24 protein-coding genes are annotated in these 20,847 nt (G+C 60.5%); 11 read left to right on the top strand and 13 right to left on the bottom strand.

Annotated elements, in window-relative coordinates; translation table 11 throughout:
• The first annotated feature begins 71 nt into the window (after positions 1-71).
• The 3 genes from HX868_RS13210 to HX868_RS13200 all read left to right on the top strand — a co-directional run bounded on the left by HX868_RS13210 (position 72) and on the right by HX868_RS13200 (position 2,167).
• The gene (locus HX868_RS13210) at positions 72-512 is read left to right on the top strand and encodes a CBS domain-containing protein (protein WP_177003152.1); all 441 of its coding nucleotides are present in this window, start codon (positions 72-74) and stop codon (positions 510-512) included.
• Between the two features lie 8 nt (positions 513-520).
• The gene (locus HX868_RS13205) at positions 521-1,366 is read left to right on the top strand and encodes an NAD-dependent protein deacetylase (RefSeq protein WP_177003151.1); all 846 of its coding nucleotides are present in this window, start codon (positions 521-523) and stop codon (positions 1,364-1,366) included.
• A 471-nt stretch (positions 1,367-1,837) separates the two neighbouring features.
• Complete coding sequence (locus HX868_RS13200) at positions 1,838-2,167, top strand: hypothetical protein (RefSeq protein WP_033902055.1); 330 nt, start codon at positions 1,838-1,840, stop codon at positions 2,165-2,167.
• Positions 2,168-2,228: 61 nt separating this feature from the next.
• Here the strand turns inward: HX868_RS13200 and HX868_RS13195 are convergent, their stop codons facing one another.
• Positions 2,229-3,134, bottom strand: coding sequence for a LysR family transcriptional regulator (locus HX868_RS13195; protein ID WP_177003150.1), 906 nt, complete (start codon positions 3,132-3,134; stop codon positions 2,229-2,231).
• 133 nt (positions 3,135-3,267) lie between these two features.
• Between HX868_RS13195 and HX868_RS13190 the strand changes: the two genes are divergently transcribed.
• The 3 genes from HX868_RS13190 to HX868_RS13180 are packed head-to-tail and all read left to right on the top strand — an operon-like array spanning position 3,268 to position 5,853.
• Positions 3,268-3,966, top strand: a complete 699-nt coding sequence (locus HX868_RS13190) for a CoA transferase subunit A (protein ID WP_010211319.1) — start codon at positions 3,268-3,270, stop codon at positions 3,964-3,966.
• 34 nt (positions 3,967-4,000) lie between these two features.
• Entirely contained in the window at positions 4,001-4,660 is a 660-nt protein-coding gene (locus HX868_RS13185; protein WP_003211625.1) for a CoA transferase subunit B, read from the top strand.
• Between the two features lie 11 nt (positions 4,661-4,671).
• Positions 4,672-5,853 (top strand): acetyl-CoA C-acetyltransferase, encoded by a 1,182-nt coding sequence (locus HX868_RS13180; protein WP_095016883.1) that lies wholly within the window; start codon positions 4,672-4,674, stop codon positions 5,851-5,853.
• A gap of 169 nt (positions 5,854-6,022) precedes the next feature.
• Here the strand turns inward: HX868_RS13180 and HX868_RS13175 are convergent, their stop codons facing one another.
• Both HX868_RS13175 and HX868_RS13170 read right to left on the bottom strand, forming a co-directional pair.
• A complete protein-coding gene (locus HX868_RS13175; protein ID WP_177003149.1) occupies positions 6,023-6,439 on the bottom strand; it encodes a PaaI family thioesterase in 417 nt (138 codons plus the stop codon).
• Between the two features lie 333 nt (positions 6,440-6,772).
• On the bottom strand, positions 6,773-7,858 hold the full coding sequence (locus tag HX868_RS13170; RefSeq protein ID WP_177003148.1) for a DUF1615 domain-containing protein: 1,086 nt from the start codon (positions 7,856-7,858) through the stop codon (positions 6,773-6,775).
• A gap of 146 nt (positions 7,859-8,004) precedes the next feature.
• On the opposite strand from HX868_RS13170, the gene HX868_RS13165 reads away from it, so the two are divergent.
• The gene (locus HX868_RS13165; protein ID WP_177003147.1) at positions 8,005-8,619 is read left to right on the top strand and encodes a LysE family translocator; all 615 of its coding nucleotides are present in this window, start codon (positions 8,005-8,007) and stop codon (positions 8,617-8,619) included.
• 26 nt (positions 8,620-8,645) lie between these two features.
• Here HX868_RS13165 and hemB read toward each other — a convergent pair whose 3' ends face one another.
• From hemB to HX868_RS13150, 3 genes are all read right to left on the bottom strand, one after another.
• The gene (gene hemB / locus HX868_RS13160; RefSeq protein ID WP_016977356.1) at positions 8,646-9,620 is read right to left on the bottom strand and encodes a porphobilinogen synthase; all 975 of its coding nucleotides are present in this window, start codon (positions 9,618-9,620) and stop codon (positions 8,646-8,648) included.
• Between the two features lie 138 nt (positions 9,621-9,758).
• Positions 9,759-10,601: a PhzF family phenazine biosynthesis protein gene (locus HX868_RS13155; protein WP_177003146.1), complete on the bottom strand. Its 843-nt coding sequence runs from the start codon at positions 10,599-10,601 to the stop codon at positions 9,759-9,761.
• A 3-nt stretch (positions 10,602-10,604) separates the two neighbouring features.
• Complete coding sequence (locus tag HX868_RS13150) at positions 10,605-11,303, bottom strand: glutathione S-transferase N-terminal domain-containing protein (protein ID WP_177003145.1); 699 nt, start codon at positions 11,301-11,303, stop codon at positions 10,605-10,607.
• A 253-nt stretch (positions 11,304-11,556) separates the two neighbouring features.
• Between HX868_RS13150 and HX868_RS13145 the strand changes: the two genes are divergently transcribed.
• Entirely contained in the window at positions 11,557-12,258 is a 702-nt protein-coding gene (locus HX868_RS13145; RefSeq protein WP_095016889.1) for a histidine phosphatase family protein, read from the top strand.
• 55 nt (positions 12,259-12,313) lie between these two features.
• Here HX868_RS13145 and HX868_RS13140 read toward each other — a convergent pair whose 3' ends face one another.
• Positions 12,314-13,066, bottom strand: a complete 753-nt coding sequence (locus HX868_RS13140; protein ID WP_010211333.1) for a TerC family protein — start codon at positions 13,064-13,066, stop codon at positions 12,314-12,316.
• Positions 13,067-13,108: 42 nt separating this feature from the next.
• Positions 13,109-13,360, bottom strand: coding sequence for a hypothetical protein (locus tag HX868_RS13135; protein WP_177003144.1), 252 nt, complete (start codon positions 13,358-13,360; stop codon positions 13,109-13,111).
• A 134-nt stretch (positions 13,361-13,494) separates the two neighbouring features.
• Between HX868_RS13135 and nhaR the strand changes: the two genes are divergently transcribed.
• Entirely contained in the window at positions 13,495-14,397 is a 903-nt protein-coding gene (gene nhaR, locus HX868_RS13130) for a transcriptional activator NhaR (RefSeq protein ID WP_020372645.1), read from the top strand.
• A 4-nt stretch (positions 14,398-14,401) separates the two neighbouring features.
• On the opposite strand, the gene HX868_RS13125 is transcribed toward nhaR, so the two are convergent.
• On the bottom strand, positions 14,402-15,559 hold the full coding sequence (locus HX868_RS13125; protein WP_177003143.1) for an MFS transporter: 1,158 nt from the start codon (positions 15,557-15,559) through the stop codon (positions 14,402-14,404).
• A gap of 229 nt (positions 15,560-15,788) precedes the next feature.
• Here HX868_RS13125 and sstT point away from each other — a divergent pair, with 229 nt between their 5' ends.
• The gene (sstT, locus tag HX868_RS13120; protein WP_177003142.1) at positions 15,789-17,009 is read left to right on the top strand and encodes a serine/threonine transporter SstT; all 1,221 of its coding nucleotides are present in this window, start codon (positions 15,789-15,791) and stop codon (positions 17,007-17,009) included.
• A 70-nt stretch (positions 17,010-17,079) separates the two neighbouring features.
• On the opposite strand, the gene HX868_RS13115 is transcribed toward sstT, so the two are convergent.
• Positions 17,080-17,589 (bottom strand): DUF1993 domain-containing protein, encoded by a 510-nt coding sequence (locus tag HX868_RS13115; RefSeq protein WP_016978105.1) that lies wholly within the window; start codon positions 17,587-17,589, stop codon positions 17,080-17,082.
• Between the two features lie 115 nt (positions 17,590-17,704).
• Here HX868_RS13115 and HX868_RS13110 point away from each other — a divergent pair, with 115 nt between their 5' ends.
• Positions 17,705-18,352, top strand: a complete 648-nt coding sequence (locus HX868_RS13110; RefSeq protein ID WP_016978106.1) for a YceH family protein — start codon at positions 17,705-17,707, stop codon at positions 18,350-18,352.
• Between the two features lie 33 nt (positions 18,353-18,385).
• On the opposite strand, the gene HX868_RS13105 is transcribed toward HX868_RS13110, so the two are convergent.
• Genes HX868_RS13105 through HX868_RS13095 form a run of 3 tightly spaced genes read right to left on the bottom strand, consistent with a single transcriptional unit; the run spans position 18,386 to position 20,823 of the window.
• Entirely contained in the window at positions 18,386-19,192 is an 807-nt protein-coding gene (locus tag HX868_RS13105; protein ID WP_177003141.1) for a sulfite exporter TauE/SafE family protein, read from the bottom strand.
• A complete protein-coding gene (locus HX868_RS13100) occupies positions 19,193-20,437 on the bottom strand; it encodes an FAD/NAD(P)-binding oxidoreductase (RefSeq protein ID WP_177003140.1) in 1,245 nt (414 codons plus the stop codon).
• A 50-nt stretch (positions 20,438-20,487) separates the two neighbouring features.
• Positions 20,488-20,823, bottom strand: coding sequence for an ArsR/SmtB family transcription factor (locus HX868_RS13095; protein WP_005789341.1), 336 nt, complete (start codon positions 20,821-20,823; stop codon positions 20,488-20,490).
• Positions 20,824-20,847 lie beyond the last annotated feature (24 nt).

Raw genomic sequence — 20,847 nt, 5'->3', positions numbered from 1 at the left:
CCGCCGCGAGGGCCGTCTAGGATTCTGTAGGGGGAGCCTGACTAACCAACAAAAAAACCGGAGTGGCCGCCATGAAAACCGTTGCACAAGTGCTCAAAGCCAAGGACAAGAAAAACCAGGAAGTCCATGTCATCAAACACGACCACACCGTGTTTGAAGCACTGGTCCGCATGTCGGAGAAAAACGTCGGGGCCTTGCCGGTCGTCCAGGATGGCGTGGTGGTAGGTATCATCAGCGAACGTGATTACGCCCGCAAAATCATGCTCAAGGGGCTGTCGTCGGTCACCACAAAGGTGCATGAGGTGATGAGCTCTCCGGTGATCACCGTCGACACCCATAAAAAGGTCGATGAGTGCATGAACATCATGACCGACAGTCACCTGCGCCACCTGCCGGTGGTCGAAGACGGCAAACTGTTGGGCCTGCTCTCCATTGGTGACTTGGTAAAAGAAGCCATTGCCGACCAGGCTGACCTGATCAAACAGCTGGAGCAGTACATCCGCGGCGAATAGGGGAACCCATGCTCGACACGCTGGAACATCAAGAGGACCACCTCGACACCCTGTACCGGGCCATGGCAGACCGGCGTTTTCTGGTGTTGACCGGTGCCGGGATCAGCACGTCGTCGGGCATTCCCGATTACCGCGACAGCGAAGGCGTGCGTCGGGGCAAGGCGCCGATGATGTACCAGGAATTCCTCGCCACCCCGCAGGCGCGGCGCCGTTATTGGGCGCGAGCGATGTTGGGCTGGCCGAGGGTCCGCATTGCGCAACCGAACAAGGCACACCTTGCGTTGGCGATGCTGCAACAACGCGGGCGCATCAGTGGGTTGATCACCCAGAACGTCGACACCCTGCATGATCAGGCCGGCAGCCATGACGTGATCGAACTGCACGGCAGCCTGCACCGGGTGCTGTGCCTGGATTGCCAATTGCACAGCCAACGCGATGCGATCCAGCGGCAGATGGAAATCGACAACCCCTACCTGGCGCAGGTCCACGCGGTGCAGGCGCCCGATGGTGACACCCTGCTTGATCCCGCCTTTGAAGAACACTTCCAGGTCCCACGCTGCCCCCACTGCAATGGCGAGCGCCTGAAGCCGGATGTCGTGTTTTTTGGCGAGAACGTAGCGCCGGCAACAGCGGCCAGGGCGATGGCTGCGGTAGAGCATGCCGAGGGGTTGCTGGTGGTGGGCTCGTCGCTGATGGCCTATTCGGCGTTCCGCCTGTGCAAGGCAATGGTCGAACAGGGCAAACCCGTTATTGCCATCAACTTGGGCAAGACCCGGGGGGATGAGCTGTTACAGGTGAAGATCGAAGCTGAATGCGAGCGCTTGTTGCCCTTGCTGGCAAAGCGATTGGCCTGATATCTGCCTGACCTGCACCTCCAGAAAATGACGCACAAGTCACGTTTTCCCGCATTCTCCCGTCCCTACGGCGATTTATGTAGTGATCAAAAATAATCACTACATAACCGTTGACGTAACCTTTTTGTCCTTGCATTATCGAGACGTCTCCCGGATCGGGAGCGTTGGCAACAAGCGTTTTGAACAAGCTCGTCTGACCGCCGAGCTGTTTTTTCCGGATGTGCACTGCCCACAAGGCAGATTGATGAAGCTGACCGGCCCGTAGGGCTCGGTACAAGGCGCTCAAATGCGGCTTGTCTTCGTTATGAAAGCATTGCGTAGCAGTTCATCAGCAAGACTACATGCATCAGGTTCAAGACCCTGCCCGTATTCGGCAGACAGTCGCTGACGCCCGGTTTTCGCAACCGGAGACAACTAAAGATGTTTTAACGAACCAACTGATAGATCGCCAACTGGTCAAGGGGCTTACACATGAATCTGAACAACCAACCAACTATCGATGAATTGGCTGAGATGTTCGCAGCGCAGAAAGACACACTCGACGACCATATCCTGTGGATTGGCAAATCGGGCGAAGTGCAACTTGACTGCCTGGAGCCCAATACCGAAGAGGCTGAGTTCGACCGCAATCACCGTGAGCTGGCGGCACGCCTGAGGGTTTACCGCCGGGGCCAGGGTTATGTCGGCAAGAAAGCGGCCGCCGATCGCAACTTTATCGAGCAGGTTTTCCACACACTTAATACCGAATGGCAGAACCTCAAGGGCCAATCGCACGTTAAAGTGATTGATAGATACTGCTGATAACACCGCCTTAAACATTTAAGCCCGCTTGTTCATTCAAGCGGGCTTTTTAATGCCTGAGTTATAACAATGCCGGAAACCGCCCCTTTGTCGCTTCATCGCGAAAAATATCAAACAACACCTGCGCCGCCGCCGAGAGTTCATGCCCTGGCTTGGTCAGCACACCAATCGGCCGCTCGATTACCGGGTCGCTCAAGGTGATGCAGTGCGCGCCCGCCTCTTCCATCTGCCTTGCGCACAACGCCGGTACCGCGCTGACGCCTAAGCCACTCGCCACCATCTTGCCCACCGTCGCTAACTGATGACTTTCCAAGGCGACCGGCAGCTTCATCTGTAGCGTGCCCAGATGCTCCTCCAGCATGACCCGAACCGTCGACGGACGTTGCAAAGTGATGAACGGCTGTTCAAGCAAGGTTTTCCAATCGATTTGGGTACAGTCTGCCAAGGGCGAATCACCCGAAACCACCGCGATAAAGCGATCCAGGTACAAAGGCGTAAATGCCAGTGATGAACCTTCAGCAGGCTCAAACGCCACGCCCAACTCTACCTGCCGGTCGCGCACCATCTCCAGCACCTGCTCATTGATCAAGTCATGCACGGTCACATTCACCTGAGGGTAACGCGCGCGGAATATCTTCAGGATCGGTGGCAGCAAATTGCCCGCAAACGAGGGCATCGCCGCGACAGTGACTCGCCCACGCTGCAAAGTGAAACGCTGGCGCAGTTCGTCTTCGGCGTTGTCCCAGTCGGCAATCAGCCGGCGCGCCAGGGGCAACAGGGACTCGCCCTCAGGCGTAAGGGCAACGTTGCGTGTATTGCGGCTGAACAGGCGCCCGCCCAGGCCTTCTTCCAGGCCCTTGATGGTCAGGCTCAACGCCGATTGGGAAAGGTGCAGGCGCTCGCAGGCGGCGGCAAAACTCAGGCTCTGGGCCACGGCGAGAAACGCGCGCATCTGTTTAACGGTCATGACGCTACTCCAAACGGTCAGGCGACTATGCTGTTTTTTAAATCAATCAACCTTAAAAAACAACTTAACAAATCAATCAACCGGCGCAACACTCGATTCATTGGCTGGCCCACAAACAATAAAAGAGGTGCATATGGCAGGTTTCGATAAACGCGTGGCGTCCTACGAGGAAGCACTGGCAGGCCTGGAAGACGGCATGACCGTACTCTCCGGCGGTTTTGGCCTGTGCGGTATTCCGGAAAACCTCATCGCCGAGATCAAGCGCAAAGGCACCCGCGACCTGACCGTGGTTTCCAACAACTGCGGCGTCGACGGTTTCGGTTTGGGCGTACTGCTGGAAGAAAAACAGATCAGCAAGGTGATCGCCTCCTACGTCGGTGAAAACGCCCTGTTCGAGAAGCAATTGCTTAGCGGCGAAATCGAAGTGGTGCTGACCCCTCAAGGCACCCTGGCCGAGAAAATGCGCGCGGGCGGCGCCGGCATCCCGGCCTTCTTCACCGCGACCGGCGTCGGCACCCCGGTGGCTGAAGGCAAGGAAACCCGCGAATTCAACGGTCGTCCGTACCTGATGGAAGAATCCATCACCGGCGACTTCGCCATCGTCAAAGGCTGGAAAGCCGACCACTTCGGCAACGTCATCTATCGCCACACCGCCCAGAACTTCAACCCGCTGGCCGCCACCGCCGGCAAGATCACCGTGGTCGAAGTCGAAGAAATCGTCGAACCGGGCGAGCTGGACCCGGCGCAGATCCACACCCCTGGCATCTACGTCGACCGGATCATCTGCGGCACGTTCGAGAAGCGCATCGAACAGCGCACCGTGCGCAAATAATCCGCCCCCAGCCCGAATAATAAGGACACATAAAATGGCTCTTACTCGCGAACAAATGGCTCAACGCGTCGCCCGCGAAATGCAGGACGGCTTCTACGTGAACCTCGGTATCGGCATTCCGACCCTGGTGGCCAACTACATCCCCGAAGGCATGGAAGTGATGCTGCAATCGGAAAACGGCCTGCTGGGCATGGGACCGTTTCCTACCGAAGAAACCATTGATGCCGACATGATCAACGCCGGCAAGCAGACCGTGACCGCACGCATCGGTGCGTCGATCTTCTCCTCCGCCGAGTCCTTCGCGATGATCCGTGGCGGCCACGTCGACCTCACGGTGCTTGGCGCATTTGAGGTGGACGTACAAGGCAACATCGCCTCGTGGATGATTCCCGGCAAGCTGGTCAAAGGAATGGGCGGCGCCATGGACCTGGTGGCCGGTGCAGAAAACATCATTGTGATCATGACCCACGCGTCCAAGGACGGTGAGTCCAAGCTGCTCAGCCAGTGCAGCCTGCCGCTGACCGGCGCCAACTGCATCAAGCGTGTATTGACCGACCTCGCGTACCTGGAAATCGAAAATGGCGCTTTTGTCCTCAAGGAACGCGCACCTGGCGTCAGCGTTGAGGAGATTGTGAGCAAGACCGCCGGTAAACTGATCGTCCCGGACCACGTTCCAGAAATGCACTTCCAGTGAGGACAGATTCCATGCAAGACGTCGTGATTGTTGCTGCCACCCGCACCGCCGTGGGCAGCTTCCAGGGTTCGCTGGCGAATATCCCGGCACCGGAATTGGGCGCTGCCGTGATCCGTCGCCTGTTGGAACAGACTGGCCTGGACCCGGCCCAAGTGGATGAAGTGATCCTCGGCCAGGTGCTCACCGCCGGCTCAGGCCAAAACCCGGCGCGGCAGGCTTCGATCCTCGCCGGCCTGCCCCACGCCGTGCCGAGCCTGACCCTCAACAAAGTCTGCGGCTCCGGCCTCAAGGCCTTGCACCTGGGCGCCCAGGCCATCCGTTGCGGCGATGCCGAAGTGATCATCGCCGGCGGCATGGAGAACATGAGCCTGGCACCGTACGTACTGCCCGCCGCACGCACGGGTTTGCGCATGGGTCATGCCAAGATGATCGACAGCATGATCACCGACGGCCTGTGGGATGCATTCAACGACTACCACATGGGCATCACCGCCGAGAACCTGGTGGACAAGTACGGCATCAGCCGTGAAGCCCAGGACGCGTTCGCTGCGGCGTCCCAACAAAAAGCCTCCGCCGCTATCGAAGCGGGCCGCTTTGTCGACGAGATCACCCCGATCCTGATTCCCCAACGTAAAGGCGACCCGGTGGCCTTCGCCGTGGATGAACAGCCACGCGCCGGCACCACTGCCGAGTCCCTGGCCAAACTGAAACCGGCGTTCAAAAAGGACGGCAGCGTCACCGCCGGTAACGCCTCCAGCCTCAACGACGGCGCCGCCGCCGTGCTGCTGATGAGCGCCGACAAGGCCAAGGCCCTCGGCCTGCCGGTACTGGCGCGTATCGCCAGCTACGCCAACGCGGGCGTCGACCCAGCCATTATGGGCATCGGCCCGGTCTCGGCGACCCGCCGCTGCCTGGACAAAGCCGGCTGGAGCCTGGGTGACCTGGACCTGATCGAAGCCAACGAAGCCTTCGCCGCACAATCCCTGGCGGTGGGCAAAGAGCTGGAATGGGACGCAGAAAAGGTCAACGTCAACGGCGGCGCTATCGCCATCGGCCACCCGATCGGCGCATCAGGCTGCCGCGTGCTGGTGACCCTGCTGCATGAAATGATCAAGCGTGATGCCAAGAAAGGTTTGGCAACGCTGTGCATCGGTGGCGGCCAGGGTGTCGCGCTGGCGCTCGAACGCGCTTGACTGTAGGAGCGAGCTTGCTCGCGAAGAATCTACAGGCGCTGAGTACTGCCAGAAGAGCTGCGTTTTCGTTAGCGATCTTCGCGAGCAAGCTCGCTCCTACAGAAAAGCAATAAAGAGCAACATTGAGAGGGCCTGGTTCCACGAAAACCAGGCCTTTTCTTTATGGTTTTCACTGAGGTTGCGGCACCGCAAACACCGCATTCGCCCGCGCCACCACCTTATCCCCCACCTGCAAGCTCACCGTGGCAAACGCCATCTGCCGCCCCCGCTTGTGATGCTCCAACCGCACCACAATCCACTCCCCCACCTGCACCGCCCCCAGGTAGTCCAAGGTCATGCTCGCGGTTATCAACGGCAGCGGCGGCTCACTGGAAAATGCCATCGCATAACCCATGCCGATATCCGCCAGGGTCGCCAACACCCCGCCATGCACGGTACCGCGCCCATTGGCGTGGCGATTGTCGGCACGCAGGCCAATTTCCAATTGCAGGCCCTCCCCTCGGCAATACGCCGGGCCGAGCAGATCAAGCAACGGGCTACTGCGGGGCAGCGAAACAAAGCCTTCTGGTACGACGTGCGTGATCATGGCGGGCTCTTCCCTGGAGTGAGGATTGAGATGTACGCCTCGCCAGTCGCAGCGGCCATTACCATCCACCGCGCAAATCCCCCGCGATGCTTTACGTTAATCCACCAGACCCGCTTTAACCTGGTGGACGGCCTGTGGCGAGCGGGCTTGTCGAATCGTCGCACCGCCCGCGTTGGGCTGCGAAGCAGCCCCCAAAAGAGCCGCCGAGTGATACCTGATACACCGCATTCTCTTTGAATGGGGCTGCTTCGCAGCCCAACGCAGGCGGTGCGACAAGCCCTCTCGCCACAAGAAACCTGCTCATCACAACAAGCCCGCGCCCCACAAAGCTGATCAGCGCTTCATGCACCGCTGATAACGTTCATCCACCCGCTTGGCGAACCAGGCGGTGGTGAGGTTGCGGGTGATCTTGGGGCTCTTGAGCACGATGCCCGGCAGGATCGCCCGTGGCATTGGCTTGCCCGCTGCCTTGTCGGCCAAGGCGAACACGCGTTTGTAGAGCGTGGTGTCTTCAAAGTCCTGTTGCTCGCCTTGCTCCAACTGGCTGCGGATGCTGGGGTTGCGCATATCCAGCTTTGCGCCCAGCGAACGCACTGCCAACTCGGTCGTGCCGGGCAACAACGAACCGTAGCGAATCAAATCCCCATCCAATGCCAGTTCTTTGCCCGAGGCACGGCTGACGGCGGCCTGGAACGCAGCATTGCGGCTGGCGTACCAGCCGGCGTTGAAATCGGCAAAGCGATACAACGGCTGGTCATAGTTCACCGGATAACCGAGCAAATGCGCGATGCCGAAGTACATGCCGCCCCGGCGGGTGAACACTTCGCGGCGAATGCTGCCGTCCACCGTGTAGGGATAACCTCGCGCCTGTTTCTGCGCAAAGTCGATACTCACCTGCATCGGCCCTGCGGTATGCACCGGGTTGAAACCACCAAACAGCGTGTTTCCCAGAGGCACCATGCTGATGAAGTCATCGAAGATGCCGCTCAGGTCTTTCTCCGTGCGCGCAGCGCTCAGGCGATCAGCGTAAGTCTTGCCGGTGGGCGAACGCAGTTGCAGCGCGCTGCGTACGACAAACGCCGGCACATGGACTTTTCCTGCACGCCGCAGGATTTCATCCTGCGCGATCTTGCCCATATTCGGCACGGGTGGGTCCAGTTGGTAAGTGGACTCCTGCTCGGTGACCGCGAGCACCGCGCAGATGTTTTCCGTGCTGGGGTAGATTTTCTGGGTATCGAAGGCGGTGTAGATGTCCTGGGCCCACCCCGTGCGGTCGGACACCTGGGCCGGCAGCAGCCGCACGATCTGCGCCTTCACTTCGGCTTCGCTGCGCTCCGGCTGCTGCGCGTTGCGTGGAGTGGAGCAACCAGCCAGCACAAGCAAAGTGGCAAAACAGAGGATCAGGCGGCTTGAATGCATGGGGCTTCCTTGGATGACAGCGGGCCGGATAGTGCAGATATCGACCGGTAAGTGTAAGCAGGGTTCGCCCCGCAGGTACCCTCGCCAGTCACCCGCAAACGTGACAGGATCTGTCATCGACCATTCGTACACGGAGTTTGAATGCCATGCTCAGCCTCAACTTCCTTATCACCTGCCTGATTGTCGTGCTGATTCCCGGCACCGGCGTGATCTTTACCGTGTCCACCGGCCTCACCGCCGGCAAGCGCGCCAGTGTGTTCGCCTCGTTGGGCTGTACCGCAGGGATCATCCCGCATTTGCTCGCGTCGGTTCTCGGCCTCTCGGCCTTGTTGCACACCAGCGCGTTGGCGTTCGAAATGTTGAAGTACGCAGGCGCCGCTTACCTGTTGTACGTAGCGTATGCCACCTGGCGGGATCGGTCGGCCTTTGCGGTCAGCGCCACACCGACTCACACAGGTGCCCGGACACTGATGTTGCGCGGCCTGCTGATGAACATTCTCAACCCGAAGCTGACCATCTTCTTCCTGGCGTTCCTGCCCCAGTTCATCACACCAGGCAGCACGGCGCCCGCCCTGCAGATGTTGGTGCTGAGCGCTGTGTTCATGGCAATGACGTTTGTGGTGTTCGTGGCCTATGGCCTGCTAGCCAATGTGTTTCGGCGTGCCGTGATCGAGTCACCACGGGTGCAGAACTGGCTGCGCCGCAGTTTTGCGGCGGCTTTTGCGGGGTTGGGGTTGAATCTGGCGTTTGCGCAACGCTGAAGGCAGCATTGCGCAAACGCCCTCAATCAGATCCCGGCCAACGCCAGGTCCATTGCAAAGTAGGTGAAGATCAAGTCCGCACCCGCGCGCTTGATCGACCCCAAGGTCTCGCGCACCACACGATCCTCGTCAATCGCACCCGCCTGGGCGCCGAACTTGATCATCGCGTACTCGCCGCTCACCTGATACGCCGCCACTGGCAGGCGCGAGGCTTCGCGGATGTCGCGGATGATGTCGAGGTAGGCTCCGGCTGGCTTGACCATCAACGCGTCCGCGCCTTCCTGCTCGTCCAGCAACGATTCACGCACGGCTTCACGGCGGTTCATCGGGTTCATCTGGTAGCTTTTGCGGTCGCCCTTGAGCGCGCTGCCGCCGGCTTCGCGGAACGGGCCGTAGAGGGCCGAGGCGAATTTGGTCGAGTAAGCCATGATCGGGATATGGGTGAAGCCGGCATCATCCAGGGCGCGGCGAATCGCCTGGACCTGCCCGTCCATCGCCGCCGAGGGTGCGATCACATCGGCACCGGCGCGGGCCGCCGCCACGGCTTGTTTGCCGAGGTTGACCAAGGTCGCGTCATTGTCGACATGGGCACCGTGCATCACGCCGCAATGGCCGTGGTCGGTGTATTCGCAGAAGCAGGTGTCGGACATCACGATCATTTCCGGCACGGCGTCCTTGATGATCGAGGACATGCGCGAGACCAGGCCGCGCTCCTTCCAGGTGTCGCTACCGCTGGCGTCCAGGTGGTGCGACACGCCAAAGGTCATCACCGACTTGATGCCGGCGCGGGCATAGCGCTCGATCTCGCCGGCCAGTTTCTTCTCAGGGATGCGCAACACGCCGGGCATGCTGGTGATCGGCACGAAGTCGTCGATTTCTTCTTCGACGAAGATCGGCAGCACCAGATCATTGAGGGTGAATTCGCTTTCCTGGAACAAACCACGCAGCTCCGGGGAGCGGCGCAGGCGGCGTGGGCGGGCTTGGGGGAACTGGCTGGTCATGGCTTTCCTATCAGAAGGCAGAAATCTTTGGGGCAGAAGGCAGAAATCTTTGGGGCGAAAGCTTATGCCCCTTGGCCCCGGCAGCACAAACGTCGAGGGGCCAATAGTGTATTGCGCCGCCCGTAACAATTCATTGATCTAGAGCTGCAATCGCCCTTCGATACACACCGCCACAGCGCCACCCACCCAGATTTCATCGCCCTGGCGCTCGACGCGAATGCGCCCCGCCCGTCCGATGGCCGTGCCCTGGCTGACCACATAGCGCTCAGGCGCCAGGCCTTCGGCCAGCAGCCATTGGGCGACGCCAGCGTTCAGGCTGCCGGTGGCCGGGTCCTCCTGGGCGCCGTCACCCGCAATGAAGGCGCGGACTTCAAACTGTGCGTCCACATCGTCCCGCGTGGGATCGCAGGGGGCGATTACACCCACCGCCAAACCGAGCATTTGCGAATAGTCCGGTTGCAAATCCAATACTTGATTACGGTCCGACAGCATCACCGCCAGCCATCCCGCACCGTTGTCGACCCACTGGCTACGCACGATGGCGTCGGGCGCCAAGCCCAGCGCCAAACGCAGGCGCTCGACCAACGAGGCCTCCAGCGCCCCTGAACGCAACAACGGCGGCGCGATAAATGCCAACTCATCGCCCTGGCGACGGATACGCACCAGGCCAATTTCGCACTCCTGGATGATCTCCTCATCTTTCGCAATCCCGCCGGCCTGCAGCCACGCATGGCAACTGCCCAGCGTCGGGTGCCCGGCGAACGGCAGTTCCGTCAAGGTGGTGAAGATTCGTACCCGGTAGTCAGCCCTGGGATCACGCGGTGTCAGCAAAAACGTGGTTTCGCTGAGGTTGGTCCAATTGGCGAAGTCCGCCATCTGCTGATCTGTCAAGCTGTCGGCGCCAAACACCACCGCCAGCGGGTTGCCTTTGAGCGCCACGCGGCTGAACACGTCCAGCTGTTTGAAATCAAAAGTCGGCATGCTTCACCTCGGAATATTAAGGCCACGGATCACGGCCGGCCTTGCGACAAAACCGTCCAGCGCGCGCAACACATTAGGGAAGTCGGCAATGCCCACCAGGTCACCCGACTCGTAGAAGCCGATCAGGTTGCGGACCCACGGGAAGATCGCGATGTCGGCAATGCTGTACTCATCGCCCATAATCCAGGTGCGGCCCAGCAGGCGTTTCTCCAGCACCTCCAGCAAACGCCGGGATTCGGCGGCGTAACGGTCGCGGGGGCGCTTGTCCTCGTAGGCCTTGCCGGCAAATTTGTTGAAGAACCCCAACTGGCCAAACATCGGCCCGATACCGCCCATCTGGAACATCAACCATTGGATCGTTTCATAGCGGGTGGCTGGGTCTTCGGAGAGCAACTGGCTGGTTTTTTCCGCCAGGTAGATCAGGATCGCTCCGGACTCGAACAGCGCCAATGGATGGCCGCTGGGGCCATTGGGGTCGATGATTGCGGGGATCTTGTTGTTGGGATTCAGGGACATGAATTCAGGCGACAACTGGTCCTGGGTCTCGAAACTGATCGTGTGCGCTTCATAGGGCAGCCCCAACTCCTCGAGCATGATCGACACTTTGACCCCGTTGGGCGTCGGCAAGGAGTACAGTTGCAGGCGCTCGGGATGCTGGGCGGGCCATTTGCTATTAATCGGGAAAGCGGCGATTGGGTTCATCGGGAAGCCCCAGGTAGGTGCAGGAAGCCCATGATAGTCATCTGGCCGATGTCCTGCATGGGTCATCAATACGCAACAACTGCGGGCTATTCTCCCGCGTGGGCGAACCAATACGCCCTTGCGCACTCGAAAGTGCGCTCAAACGGTGAAAGGAGGCACCTCGCTATTGCGACAGGGAACACCGCAGCACGCCGCAGGCGTCGCTGGGCCGGGCTTGTCCGCCTTAACCCGATGCACTGAAGACTCGACACTAATGACAATCAAGCCTCTGTGCCTTGCTAGACGCCTCAAACGATATTCATACATTTTGTTGCCGGTACTGCTGGTCGGCGGCGCTATCGATCTGACTCTGGAATCGCGCATCAGCAATGCCGATCAGGTCGACGGCGTGCAAACCCTGGTCTTCCTGCGCCACGGTGAAAAACCCGCGGGTGGCCTGGGCCAACTCAATTGCCAGGGCCTCAACCGGGCGATGAACCTCGCAACAGTACTGCCGGAGCGGTTCGGCAAAGCCAACTTCGTCTTCGCCGCCAATCCGACGCGTAATGTGGAAGAAGGTGAGTTTGACAATTCCTACAGCTATATTCGCCCCCTGATGACCATCAGCCCCAGCGCCATCAAGTTGGGCCTGCCGGTGAACATCAAGTTTTCAGCGAATGACACCAGCGCCCTCGCCGACGAACTGGTGGAAGCCAAATACCACAACTCCATCATCTACACCGCCTGGTCCCACGGTTATCTGCCGGAATTGATCAACAAGGTAGCCAGTGAGGCCGTAGGCGAAAAGCACACCATCACCGACGACTGGTCCGGCAGCGACTACGACACCTTGTATGTACTGACGCTGACCTGGCACAACGGCAAAGCGTCGTTGCTGAGCCGCAATTACAAGCAAGGTTTGAACAACGGCGATGAGAGCTGCCCGGATCCTACACAGGTCAGCGCAGAATCCTGACAGCAAAAGGCCGGCTGGGCTCTAGTGAGCACAGCCGGCCTTTTGGTTTCAGCCGTTATTGCCGGGCAGCAAGCAAACGCTTGTGGCGGTTACGGCGAGCAATGTTCAGGCATTCAATCGCTGCCGAGAACGCCATGGCTGCGTACACGTAGCCCTTAGGCACATGGGCGCCGAAGCCTTCGGCGATCAACGTCATACCGATCATGATCAGGAAGCCCAGGGCCAACATCACCACGGTCGGGTTGTCGTTGATGAACTTGGCCAACGGCTCGGCCGCCACCAGCATCACGATCACCGAGGTCACCACGGCGATGATCATGATCGGCAAGTGCTCGGTCATGCCCACGGCGGTGATGATGCTGTCGATGGAGAACACCAGGTCGAGCAACAGGATCTGGCCGATGGCCGCAGCGAAGCCGATGGCCACGACGTTGCCAGCGCTGGTTTCCTTCTCTTCCGGCTCCGGGTCCATGCTGTGATGGATCTCGGTGGTTGCCTTCCACACCAGGAACAGACCACCGGCGATCAGGATCATGTCCTTCCACGAGAACGCCTGGCCAAACACTTCGAATACCGGCGCGGTCAACTGCACGATGAACGCGATGGTGCTCAACAGGCCCAGACGCAGCACCAACGCCATGCTGATACCGATGCGTCGAGCCTTGGCCCGATGCTGCTCCGGCAGCTTGTTGGTGAGGATAGAGATGAAGATCAGGTTATCGATGCCCAGCACGATCTCCATGACGATCAAGGTCGCCAGGGCAACCCAGGCGGTGGGGCTGGCGGCCAGTTGTAAAAGGTAATCCATAGGTCAGTCCTGACGTTCTTCGTGAATATAAAGTGCGGGAAATTAGGCTTCTTTGCTATTCGATTCGGTTTCTTTGTCTTCCTGATCATCCTTCTTCTGCGGGTTGATCAGGCCATTGGTCGCTTCACTCAATGCCTGCTCGGCGGCCTTGTGGGTGTCATCGATGGCTTGCTTGGCCGACTCGGTGGCCTTGCCCAGCACCTGCTGCGTGCTTTTCTCGACCTGATCGCAGCCGCTGATCACTACCAATGAAAGCGCAAGCAACGATGCCATGCCCAGGGAATTGAGTTTCATGATGTATTCCTCGTTAGAACCATTGGGTCCAAATAGTGGCCCCGCGATAGCGAGGCATTCTATGCAGGTGGACAGTTCAGGAAAATTCGTATTTTTCTCGCATATACTTCGGTTTTCACGAAGTGATGGTGGCCATGCTCAATTACCGACAACTGCACTACTTCTGGGTGGTGGCCAAGACCGGCAGCATCGTGCGCGCATGTGAGCAGCTTAACCTCACGCCCCAGACCATTAGCGGGCAGATCAGCCTGTTGGAGCAAACCTTTGGTATCGCGCTGTTTCAGCGCGTCGGCCGTCAGTTGGAACTGACCGAAGCCGGGCGCCAGGCCCTGCCCTACGCCGAGCAGATGTTCCAGACCGGCAATGAATTGGAGGCCATGCTGCGCGCGCAGCCCGATGAACAGCAGATCCTGTTCCGCGTCGGCGTGGCGGATGTGGTGCCCAAGTCCATCGTTTACCGGCTGATCGCGCCGACCATGGAGTTGAGCGAGCCGATCCGCATCACCTGCCGAGAAGACAAACTCGAACGCCTGCTGGCCGACCTGGCCATCCAGCGCCTGGACCTGGTGATTTCCGACAGCCCCATGCCTACACACCTGGACATCAAGGGCTACAGCCAGAAGTTAGGGGAATGTGGCATCAGCTTTTTCGCCACCCAGGCGTTGGCTGACGCCTACGGCGGGGATTTCCCACAGTGCCTGCACGGCGCGCCGCTATTGATTCCAGGGGCGGAAACCGTGGTGCGCAGCCGTTTGCAGCGCTGGTTTGCCGAACAGCAGATCCAGCCGAAGATCATCGGTGAGTTCGACGACAGCGCCTTGATGCAGGCCTTCGGCCAATCCGGCAGCGGGATCTTTATCGCCCCCAGCGTGATTGCCGATGAGGTGGTGCGCCAGTACGGCGTGGCGCTGATTGGCCAGACCGTGGCGGTGACCGAGTCGTTCTACGCGATCTCGGTGGAACGCAAGGTCAAGCACCCCGGCATCGTGGCGATTACCGAAGGTGCCAGGCGCGAGTTGTTCACCACCCTGCCCTGACGGCTCAGGCCTGGGAGGCGACCGGTTGCTTGGCGGTCATCAGCCACAACGCCAGCAGGATCGACACCAGGATAAACCCGGACGCAGCAAAGCCCAGGCTGCCCAGGCCGAGGGTATCGATCACATGGCCACCCACCAGGGCGCCCAGGCCGATGCCCAGATTGGCCCCGGCGATGTTCAGCGATGCGGCAAATGCCGGCGCATGGGGTGCGGCTTTCATCAAGCGCACATGGCTGACCAGAAACATCGCCGCCTGGGTCACTCCCCACACGGCCATCGCCGCCGCCAGGCCAAGGGCGGAATGGATCGCCGGCACCAGCGCCACCATGCCCGCAATCATGAATCCGCAAAACACCATCGATGCGATCAACGGGTGGCGATCCACCGCACGCCCGCCCAACGAATTGCCAATCAGCCCGACCGCACCGAAGCCCATCAGGCACCAGCCCACCAACGTACCGTCGAAACCGGCCAGGCGCTCGAGAATATCCGCCAAATAGGTGTACGCCGTGAACATGCCGCTGAACACCAGGATCGACAGCAGGATATGGCCCTGCATCAGTGGGTTGCGCAGGATCTTGAACTGCGAGCGCAGCGTCACTTCATCGTTCTTCGGTGTTGTCACCGGCAGGTAGATGAACAACAGCAAGGCCTTGGCAAGCGCCACCACCGCGAGGATGGCAAACGCGGTGCGCCAGCCGAACATATCGGAGATCAACGTACCCACCGGAATGCCGAATACCGTGGCACACACGATACCGAAGCCGATCTTCTCAATGGCGCGCCCAGCGAACTCGGGGCCGACAATGTCCACCGCCGTTTCGCTGGCCAACGCCCAGAACACCGGCAAGCCCAGCGCCGGGATCAACCGCGCCAACGCCATCACCCAGATATTCGGTGCCAGCGCCGCCATCGTATTGGCCACGCCGAACATGATCAGAATGGTTATAAACAGCCGCTTGCGTGGGAAACGCGCGCAGTAGGCCGTCAGAAACGGACCAAAGGCCGCCACGGTAAATGCGAACAAGGTCACCAGCAGCCCGGCCTGGGACACACTCACATTCAGGTCCCGGGCGATGGACGGCAGCAGGCCGACGATGACGAATTCCGTGGTCAGCACCGTAAAGCCGGCGGCCGACAGCAGCAGGATGGGAAACAACATGAAAACTCCAGAAACGACGACATCAACGACAACCCGAAGGGCGCGCTGAAGGATTAGGAAAGATGAGAGGACGGAATGTTAACAGGATTTTGCAAAGACTGGGGTGGGCGGGTGACGCAATGCCGCACCGACGGGGACATTTCCTACAGCATGCTAGACTTCGCGATCCGCGTCCTACAGCCCTTTCTGCCTGTGCCGCCGTGCCTCCAAAAACTAGAGACAAGTGTTTATGACTGCTGCCCCTTCCCTCCTGCAACGACTGGCCCGCGTCAGCCTGGTGACGCAAATCGTCATCGGCCTGATCGCCGGCATCCTGCTGGCCTTGCTGTTGCCCGAGGCGGCCAAGGCCACCGGGTTTATTGGCAAAGTGTTCGTCGCCGCGCTCAAGGCCGTGGCGCCGATTTTGGTGTTTGTGCTGGTGATGGCGTCGATCGCCAACCATAAGCACGGCCAGGAAACCCATATCAAGCCGATCCTGTTCCTGTACCTGCTGGGCACCTTTGCGGCCGCCGTGGTCGCGGTGATTGCGAGCATGTGGTTCCCCTCCTCGCTGGTATTGGCGACCCATGATTCGACGGTGACCGCGCCCGGCGGCATTGGTGAAGTGCTGCAAAGCCTGTTGTTGAGCGTGGTGGACAACCCGGTCAGCGCACTGATGAATGCCAACTTCATCGGCATCCTGGCTTGGGCCATCGGCATGGGCATAGCCATTCGCCATGCCGGCGAGACCACCCGCACCGTGCTCGACGACCTGTCCAACGGCGTCACGCTGATCGTGCGGGTGGTGATCCGCTTTGCGCCGCTGGGCATTTTCGGCCTGGTGGCCTCGACCCTGGCCACTTCCGGCTTCGGCGCCCTGCTCGGCTACGCCCACCTGCTGGTGGTGCTGATCGGCTGCATGCTGTTCGTGGCGCTGGTGGTCAACCCGGCCATCGTCTTCTGGAAACTGCGCCGCAACCCGTATCCCTTGGTGTTGATGTGCCTGCGCGAAAGCGGGATCACCGCGTTCTTCACCCGCAGTTCGGCGGCGAATATCCCGGTCAACCTGGCCTTGAGCAAACGCCTGGGCCTGCATGAGGACACCTACTCGGTATCAATCCCGCTCGGTGCCACCATCAACATGGCCGGCGCCGCGATCACCATCACCGTACTGACCCTGGCCGCCGTGCACACCTTGGGCATTGCCGTCGACCTGCCCACCGCCGTGCTGCTCAGTGTGGTCGCGGCCGTCTGCGCCTGCGGTGCTTCTGGCGTGGCGGGCGGTTCGCTGCTGTTGATCCCGCTGGCGTGCAGCCTGTTTGGCATTCCCAGTGAGATCGCCATGCAAGTGGTTGCTGTGGGCTTCATCATCGGCGTGCTGCAGGATTCGGCCGAAACCGCGCTGAATTCGTCCACCGATGTGCTGTTCACCGCCGCCGCCTGCCTGGGCAAGGAAGAACAGCCGGCTTAAACCGCCAGCCACAAAAAAGCCCGGGGCCGTTCACTGAAGAACGCCCCCGGGCTTTTTTGTGACTGGATGCTTAGAAAGCGCCCATGTAATCACGCTTGCCCACTTCCACGCCGTTGTGGCGCAGCAGCGCGTAGGCGGTGGTGACGTGGAAGAAGAACTGTGGCAGGCCGTAGGTCAGCAGGTAGGACTGGCCGCTGAAGCGCTTCTCTTTCGGCGTGCCTGGACGCGTGACGATCTCGATGCCTTCCTTGCCGTCGACTTGCTCGGGCTGGATGGTGTCGACAAAGGCCAGCACTTTGGCGATCAGCGCTTGCAGGTCAGCGAAGGTGACTTCGGTATCTTCATATTTCGGCACTTCGATCTCGGCCAGGCGTGCGGAAACGCCCTTGGCGAAGTCGACAGCAATCTGCACCTGGCGCACCAGTTGGAACATGTCCGGGAACAGGCGTGCTTGCAGCAAGGCGTTCGGCTCGATGTTCTTGGCGGTGGCGTGGGCTTCGGCCTTGGCCAGCACACCGCTCAGGGCGGTGAGCATTTGCTTGAAGACGGGGATGGAGGCGGCGTACAGGGAAATAGTCATGGCAGTCTCTGGGTAATGTCACGGTTTGAACCAGCGGCGATTATAGCCATGCCCGCCGCTTGTCTTTTATTTTTTCCGGCTTACGCTAGGCACTTCACTGCATAGGGAAAGCGCGATGACCGCCGAGCACGACACCGAGACCCCTGAGCCGCGCCTGAACAGCACGGAAATCCGCATCCTGGGCTGCCTGATCGAAAAGCAGGCGACCAACCCGGAAACCTATCCCCTGACCCTCAATGCCCTGGTACTGGCCTGCAACCAGAAGACCAGCCGCGAGCCGGTCATGACCCTAAGCCAGGGCCAGGTCGGCCAGAGCCTGCGTGCTCTGGAAGGCCAGGGCTTCACCCGCCTGGTGATGGGCAGCCGTGCCGACCGCTGGGAACATCGTGTGGACAAGGCGCTGGAGCTGGTGCCGGCGCAGGTGATCCTCACCGGGCTGCTGTTCTTGCGTGGGCCGCAGACCGTCAATGAACTGCTGACCCGCAGCGGGCGCATGCATGACTTCGAAGATGCCGAGCAGGTGGTGCATCAGCTGGAGCGCTTGATTGCCCGCGGGCTGGCGTTGCTGGTGCCGCGCCAGGCCGGGCAGCGCGAAGACCGCTACACCCATGCGCTGGGCGATCCGGCGGACATCGAGACGATCCTCGCGGCACGGGGCAACCCAGTGGAACGCGGGGCTGGCGTTTCAGCGGACCGGATCGAAGAACTGGAAGCGCGGATTGCAGCGCTCGAAGAGCGCCTGAGCCAGTTGGAACAGGGCTGAGGGTGCTGCGCAGCAAGCGCCCTCGCCACCGTTTCAGCGCAAGGCGTTAACTAGCATTCCAATCGCCACCAGTACACACAAGCTGGCGAACCCCACTTGCAAGATACGGGCGGGAATCACCGAGCACAGGCGTCGGCCAGCCAGCATGCCGACGATGCTTGCGCCGATAAACACCCAGCCCACCGACTCGATGCGCACACCGGCATGGAATGCACCGGCCACGCCGATCAGCGAAAGCAGGCTGATCACCATCAATGAGGTGGCGACAATGCCGCGCATCTGCACATCGGTGAGTTGCTTGAACGCCGGCACGATCAGAAAGCCACCCCCAACGCCGAGCAGACCGGACACTGCACCGGTCACCGCGCCGAGGGCGGCCAGGGTCGCGCTGCATTTGGCGGTCCAGGCCAGGCGCCCGGTCTGCTGATCGAGCATGCAGTTCTTCTGGCCCCAGGACGCCGTGCCATGGTCACTCGGCCCTGCCTCGCGTTTTTCACGCTGCAACATGCGCCAGGCTACTAGCACCATCAACCCGCTGAACAGGCCCATCAGCAGCGCTTCCGGCAATTGGTGGGCAAGAAAAACACCCACTGGCGAAAACAGCGCACCGAGCAAGGCGATCAATAACGCGGCGCGGTAACGCACCAGGCCATGACGTAAACCGTCAATCGCCCCTACCGCTGCCGCCGCACCGACGGCGAGCAACGACACCGGCGCGGCCTGGGTCATGCTCAGACCCAACCCCAACACCAGCGCCGGCACCCCGAGGATGCCGCCGCCCGCGCCGGTCAGGCCCATGACCAGGCCCATCAATAATCCCAACACACTGGCCAGCAGCATTCAGTCCACCTTGCTCAGGCGGGTCAGCCATTCGCGCCCCTTGAGCATACCGTTCCAGTAGAACCACGGCAGCAAAGTGGCCTTGAGGAACCACATCGAGCGGCGCGCCTGGGTCGGGTCCAAGGGAAAGGTCGGCAGCAACTTGCCGCCGTAGCCGAACTCAGCCAGCACCACCTTGCCCTTCTCCACCGTCAATGGGCAGGAACCATAGCCATCGTATTTAAGCGGCAGCGGCGCCTGTTTGCGCAGGGCCAGCAGGTTTTCAGCGACCACTACGATCTGCTTGCGTACCGCAGCGGCGGTCTTGGCGTTGGGGGTGCCGCACACATCACCCAGGCCGAAGATGTGTGGGTAGCGCAGGTGTTGCAGACTATGGGGGTTCACTTCGCACCAACCGGCGGCGTCGGCCAGCGGGCTTTGGCGGATGAAATCCGGAGAAACCTGCGGTGGGACCACGTGCAGCAGGTCGAAGGATTTTTCTTCAATGCGCGCAGTGCCTTCGGCGTCCTTCACTTCGAACCAAGCCTTGCCAGCGGGGCCATCGACTTTCACCAGGTTGGCGTTGAACGCCAGGCGGGCGTTGTACTTCTCCACGTATTTCATCAACGGCGGCACGAAGGTCGCCACGCCGAATAACGCGGCACCGGCCAGGTTGAATTCGACGTCGATGTTTTTCAGCACGCCCTGCTTGAGCCAGTGATCGCAGGACAAATACAGGGCCTTTTGCGGCGCGCCTGCGCATTTGATCGGCATGGCTGGCTGGGTGAAGATCGCCTTGCCACCCTTGAGTTGCTGCACCCGCTGCCAGGTGTAAGCGGCGTGCTGGTAGCTGTAGTTGGACGTGACGCCATGCTTGCCGAGGGTGTCTTGCAGGCCTTCGATCTTCTCCCAGGCCAGGCGCAGGCCGGGGCAGACAATCAGGTTTTGCCAACTGACACGCTGGCCGCTGTCAAGGATCAGGGTCTGCTCGTCGGGCAGAACTTCGGTGACGGCGGCTTGCACCCAGGTAACGCCGTTGGGCAATACATCAGCCAGCGGACGACGGGTCTTTTTCAGGTCATAGGCGCCGCCGCCCACCAGGGTCCAGGCGGGCTGGTAGCAATGATGGTCGCTCGGTTCGATCAGGATGATATTCAGGTGCGGGTCGCGCTTGAGCAGGCTGGCCAGCAGGCCAATGCCCGCCGAGCCGCCGCCGATGACTACGATGTCGCCACTGATGGTTGGTCCCCAGTGTTGGTCGGTCATGGTCTATCGCCTTTGTCATACATGCACACAAGGGTCGCTGCCGGATGGCGTCACGCCCAGCTTTTTATGACCGCGCCGCAGTACAAGCCGGACAGGGTCTTCATCACTTGAATCACTTCGTGGCTGGCCAACCCGTAGAAGATGTATTTACCTTCCCGACGGGTGGCGACCAACCCTTCATCACGCAGGATGCCCAATTGTTGAGACAGCGTGGGCTGGCGCACGCCGGTCAGGGCTTCCAGTTCGCCGACATTGCGTTCGCCCTGGGTCAACTGGCACAGGATCAACAAACGGTCCTCATTGGCCAGGGCCTTGAGCAAGGAACAGGCCTTGGACGCCGATGCGCGCAACTGGGCGACTTCGCCCTCACTCAGAGTAGATTCCATTTGCCTCGGGTCCTTTTTGTCACT

The organism is Pseudomonas reactans (assembly GCF_013385825.1).
GTDB lineage: Bacteria > Pseudomonadota > Gammaproteobacteria > Pseudomonadales > Pseudomonadaceae > Aquipseudomonas > Aquipseudomonas reactans.
This window is presented reverse-complemented; position numbering and strand designations above follow the sequence as displayed.

Excerpts from the sequence above, each read along its gene's own strand:
- HX868_RS13210 (WP_177003152.1), top strand. The coding sequence starts at position 72 with ATGAAAACCGTTGCACAAGTGCTCAAAGCCAAGGACAAGAAAAACCAG.
- HX868_RS13205 (WP_177003151.1), top strand. The coding sequence starts at position 521 with ATGCTCGACACGCTGGAACATCAAGAGGACCACCTCGACACCCTGTAC.
- HX868_RS13200 (WP_033902055.1), top strand. The coding sequence starts at position 1,838 with ATGAATCTGAACAACCAACCAACTATCGATGAATTGGCTGAGATGTTC.
- HX868_RS13195 (WP_177003150.1), bottom strand. The coding sequence starts at position 3,134 with ATGACCGTTAAACAGATGCGCGCGTTTCTCGCCGTGGCCCAGAGCCTG.
- HX868_RS13190 (WP_010211319.1), top strand. The coding sequence starts at position 3,268 with ATGGCAGGTTTCGATAAACGCGTGGCGTCCTACGAGGAAGCACTGGCA.
- HX868_RS13185 (WP_003211625.1), top strand. The coding sequence starts at position 4,001 with ATGGCTCTTACTCGCGAACAAATGGCTCAACGCGTCGCCCGCGAAATG.
- HX868_RS13180 (WP_095016883.1), top strand. The coding sequence starts at position 4,672 with ATGCAAGACGTCGTGATTGTTGCTGCCACCCGCACCGCCGTGGGCAGC.
- HX868_RS13175 (WP_177003149.1), bottom strand. The coding sequence starts at position 6,439 with ATGATCACGCACGTCGTACCAGAAGGCTTTGTTTCGCTGCCCCGCAGT.
- HX868_RS13170 (WP_177003148.1), bottom strand. The coding sequence starts at position 7,858 with ATGCATTCAAGCCGCCTGATCCTCTGTTTTGCCACTTTGCTTGTGCTG.
- HX868_RS13165 (WP_177003147.1), top strand. The coding sequence starts at position 8,005 with ATGCTCAGCCTCAACTTCCTTATCACCTGCCTGATTGTCGTGCTGATT.
- hemB (WP_016977356.1), bottom strand. The coding sequence starts at position 9,620 with ATGACCAGCCAGTTCCCCCAAGCCCGCCCACGCCGCCTGCGCCGCTCC.
- HX868_RS13155 (WP_177003146.1), bottom strand. The coding sequence starts at position 10,601 with ATGCCGACTTTTGATTTCAAACAGCTGGACGTGTTCAGCCGCGTGGCG.
- HX868_RS13150 (WP_177003145.1), bottom strand. The coding sequence starts at position 11,303 with ATGAACCCAATCGCCGCTTTCCCGATTAATAGCAAATGGCCCGCCCAG.
- HX868_RS13145 (WP_095016889.1), top strand. The coding sequence starts at position 11,557 with ATGACAATCAAGCCTCTGTGCCTTGCTAGACGCCTCAAACGATATTCA.
- HX868_RS13140 (WP_010211333.1), bottom strand. The coding sequence starts at position 13,066 with ATGGATTACCTTTTACAACTGGCCGCCAGCCCCACCGCCTGGGTTGCC.
- HX868_RS13135 (WP_177003144.1), bottom strand. The coding sequence starts at position 13,360 with ATGAAACTCAATTCCCTGGGCATGGCATCGTTGCTTGCGCTTTCATTG.
- nhaR (WP_020372645.1), top strand. The coding sequence starts at position 13,495 with ATGCTCAATTACCGACAACTGCACTACTTCTGGGTGGTGGCCAAGACC.
- HX868_RS13125 (WP_177003143.1), bottom strand. The coding sequence starts at position 15,559 with ATGTTGTTTCCCATCCTGCTGCTGTCGGCCGCCGGCTTTACGGTGCTG.
- sstT (WP_177003142.1), top strand. The coding sequence starts at position 15,789 with ATGACTGCTGCCCCTTCCCTCCTGCAACGACTGGCCCGCGTCAGCCTG.
- HX868_RS13115 (WP_016978105.1), bottom strand. The coding sequence starts at position 17,589 with ATGACTATTTCCCTGTACGCCGCCTCCATCCCCGTCTTCAAGCAAATG.
- HX868_RS13110 (WP_016978106.1), top strand. The coding sequence starts at position 17,705 with ATGACCGCCGAGCACGACACCGAGACCCCTGAGCCGCGCCTGAACAGC.
- HX868_RS13105 (WP_177003141.1), bottom strand. The coding sequence starts at position 19,192 with ATGCTGCTGGCCAGTGTGTTGGGATTATTGATGGGCCTGGTCATGGGC.
- HX868_RS13100 (WP_177003140.1), bottom strand. The coding sequence starts at position 20,437 with ATGACCGACCAACACTGGGGACCAACCATCAGTGGCGACATCGTAGTC.
- HX868_RS13095 (WP_005789341.1), bottom strand. The coding sequence starts at position 20,823 with ATGGAATCTACTCTGAGTGAGGGCGAAGTCGCCCAGTTGCGCGCATCG.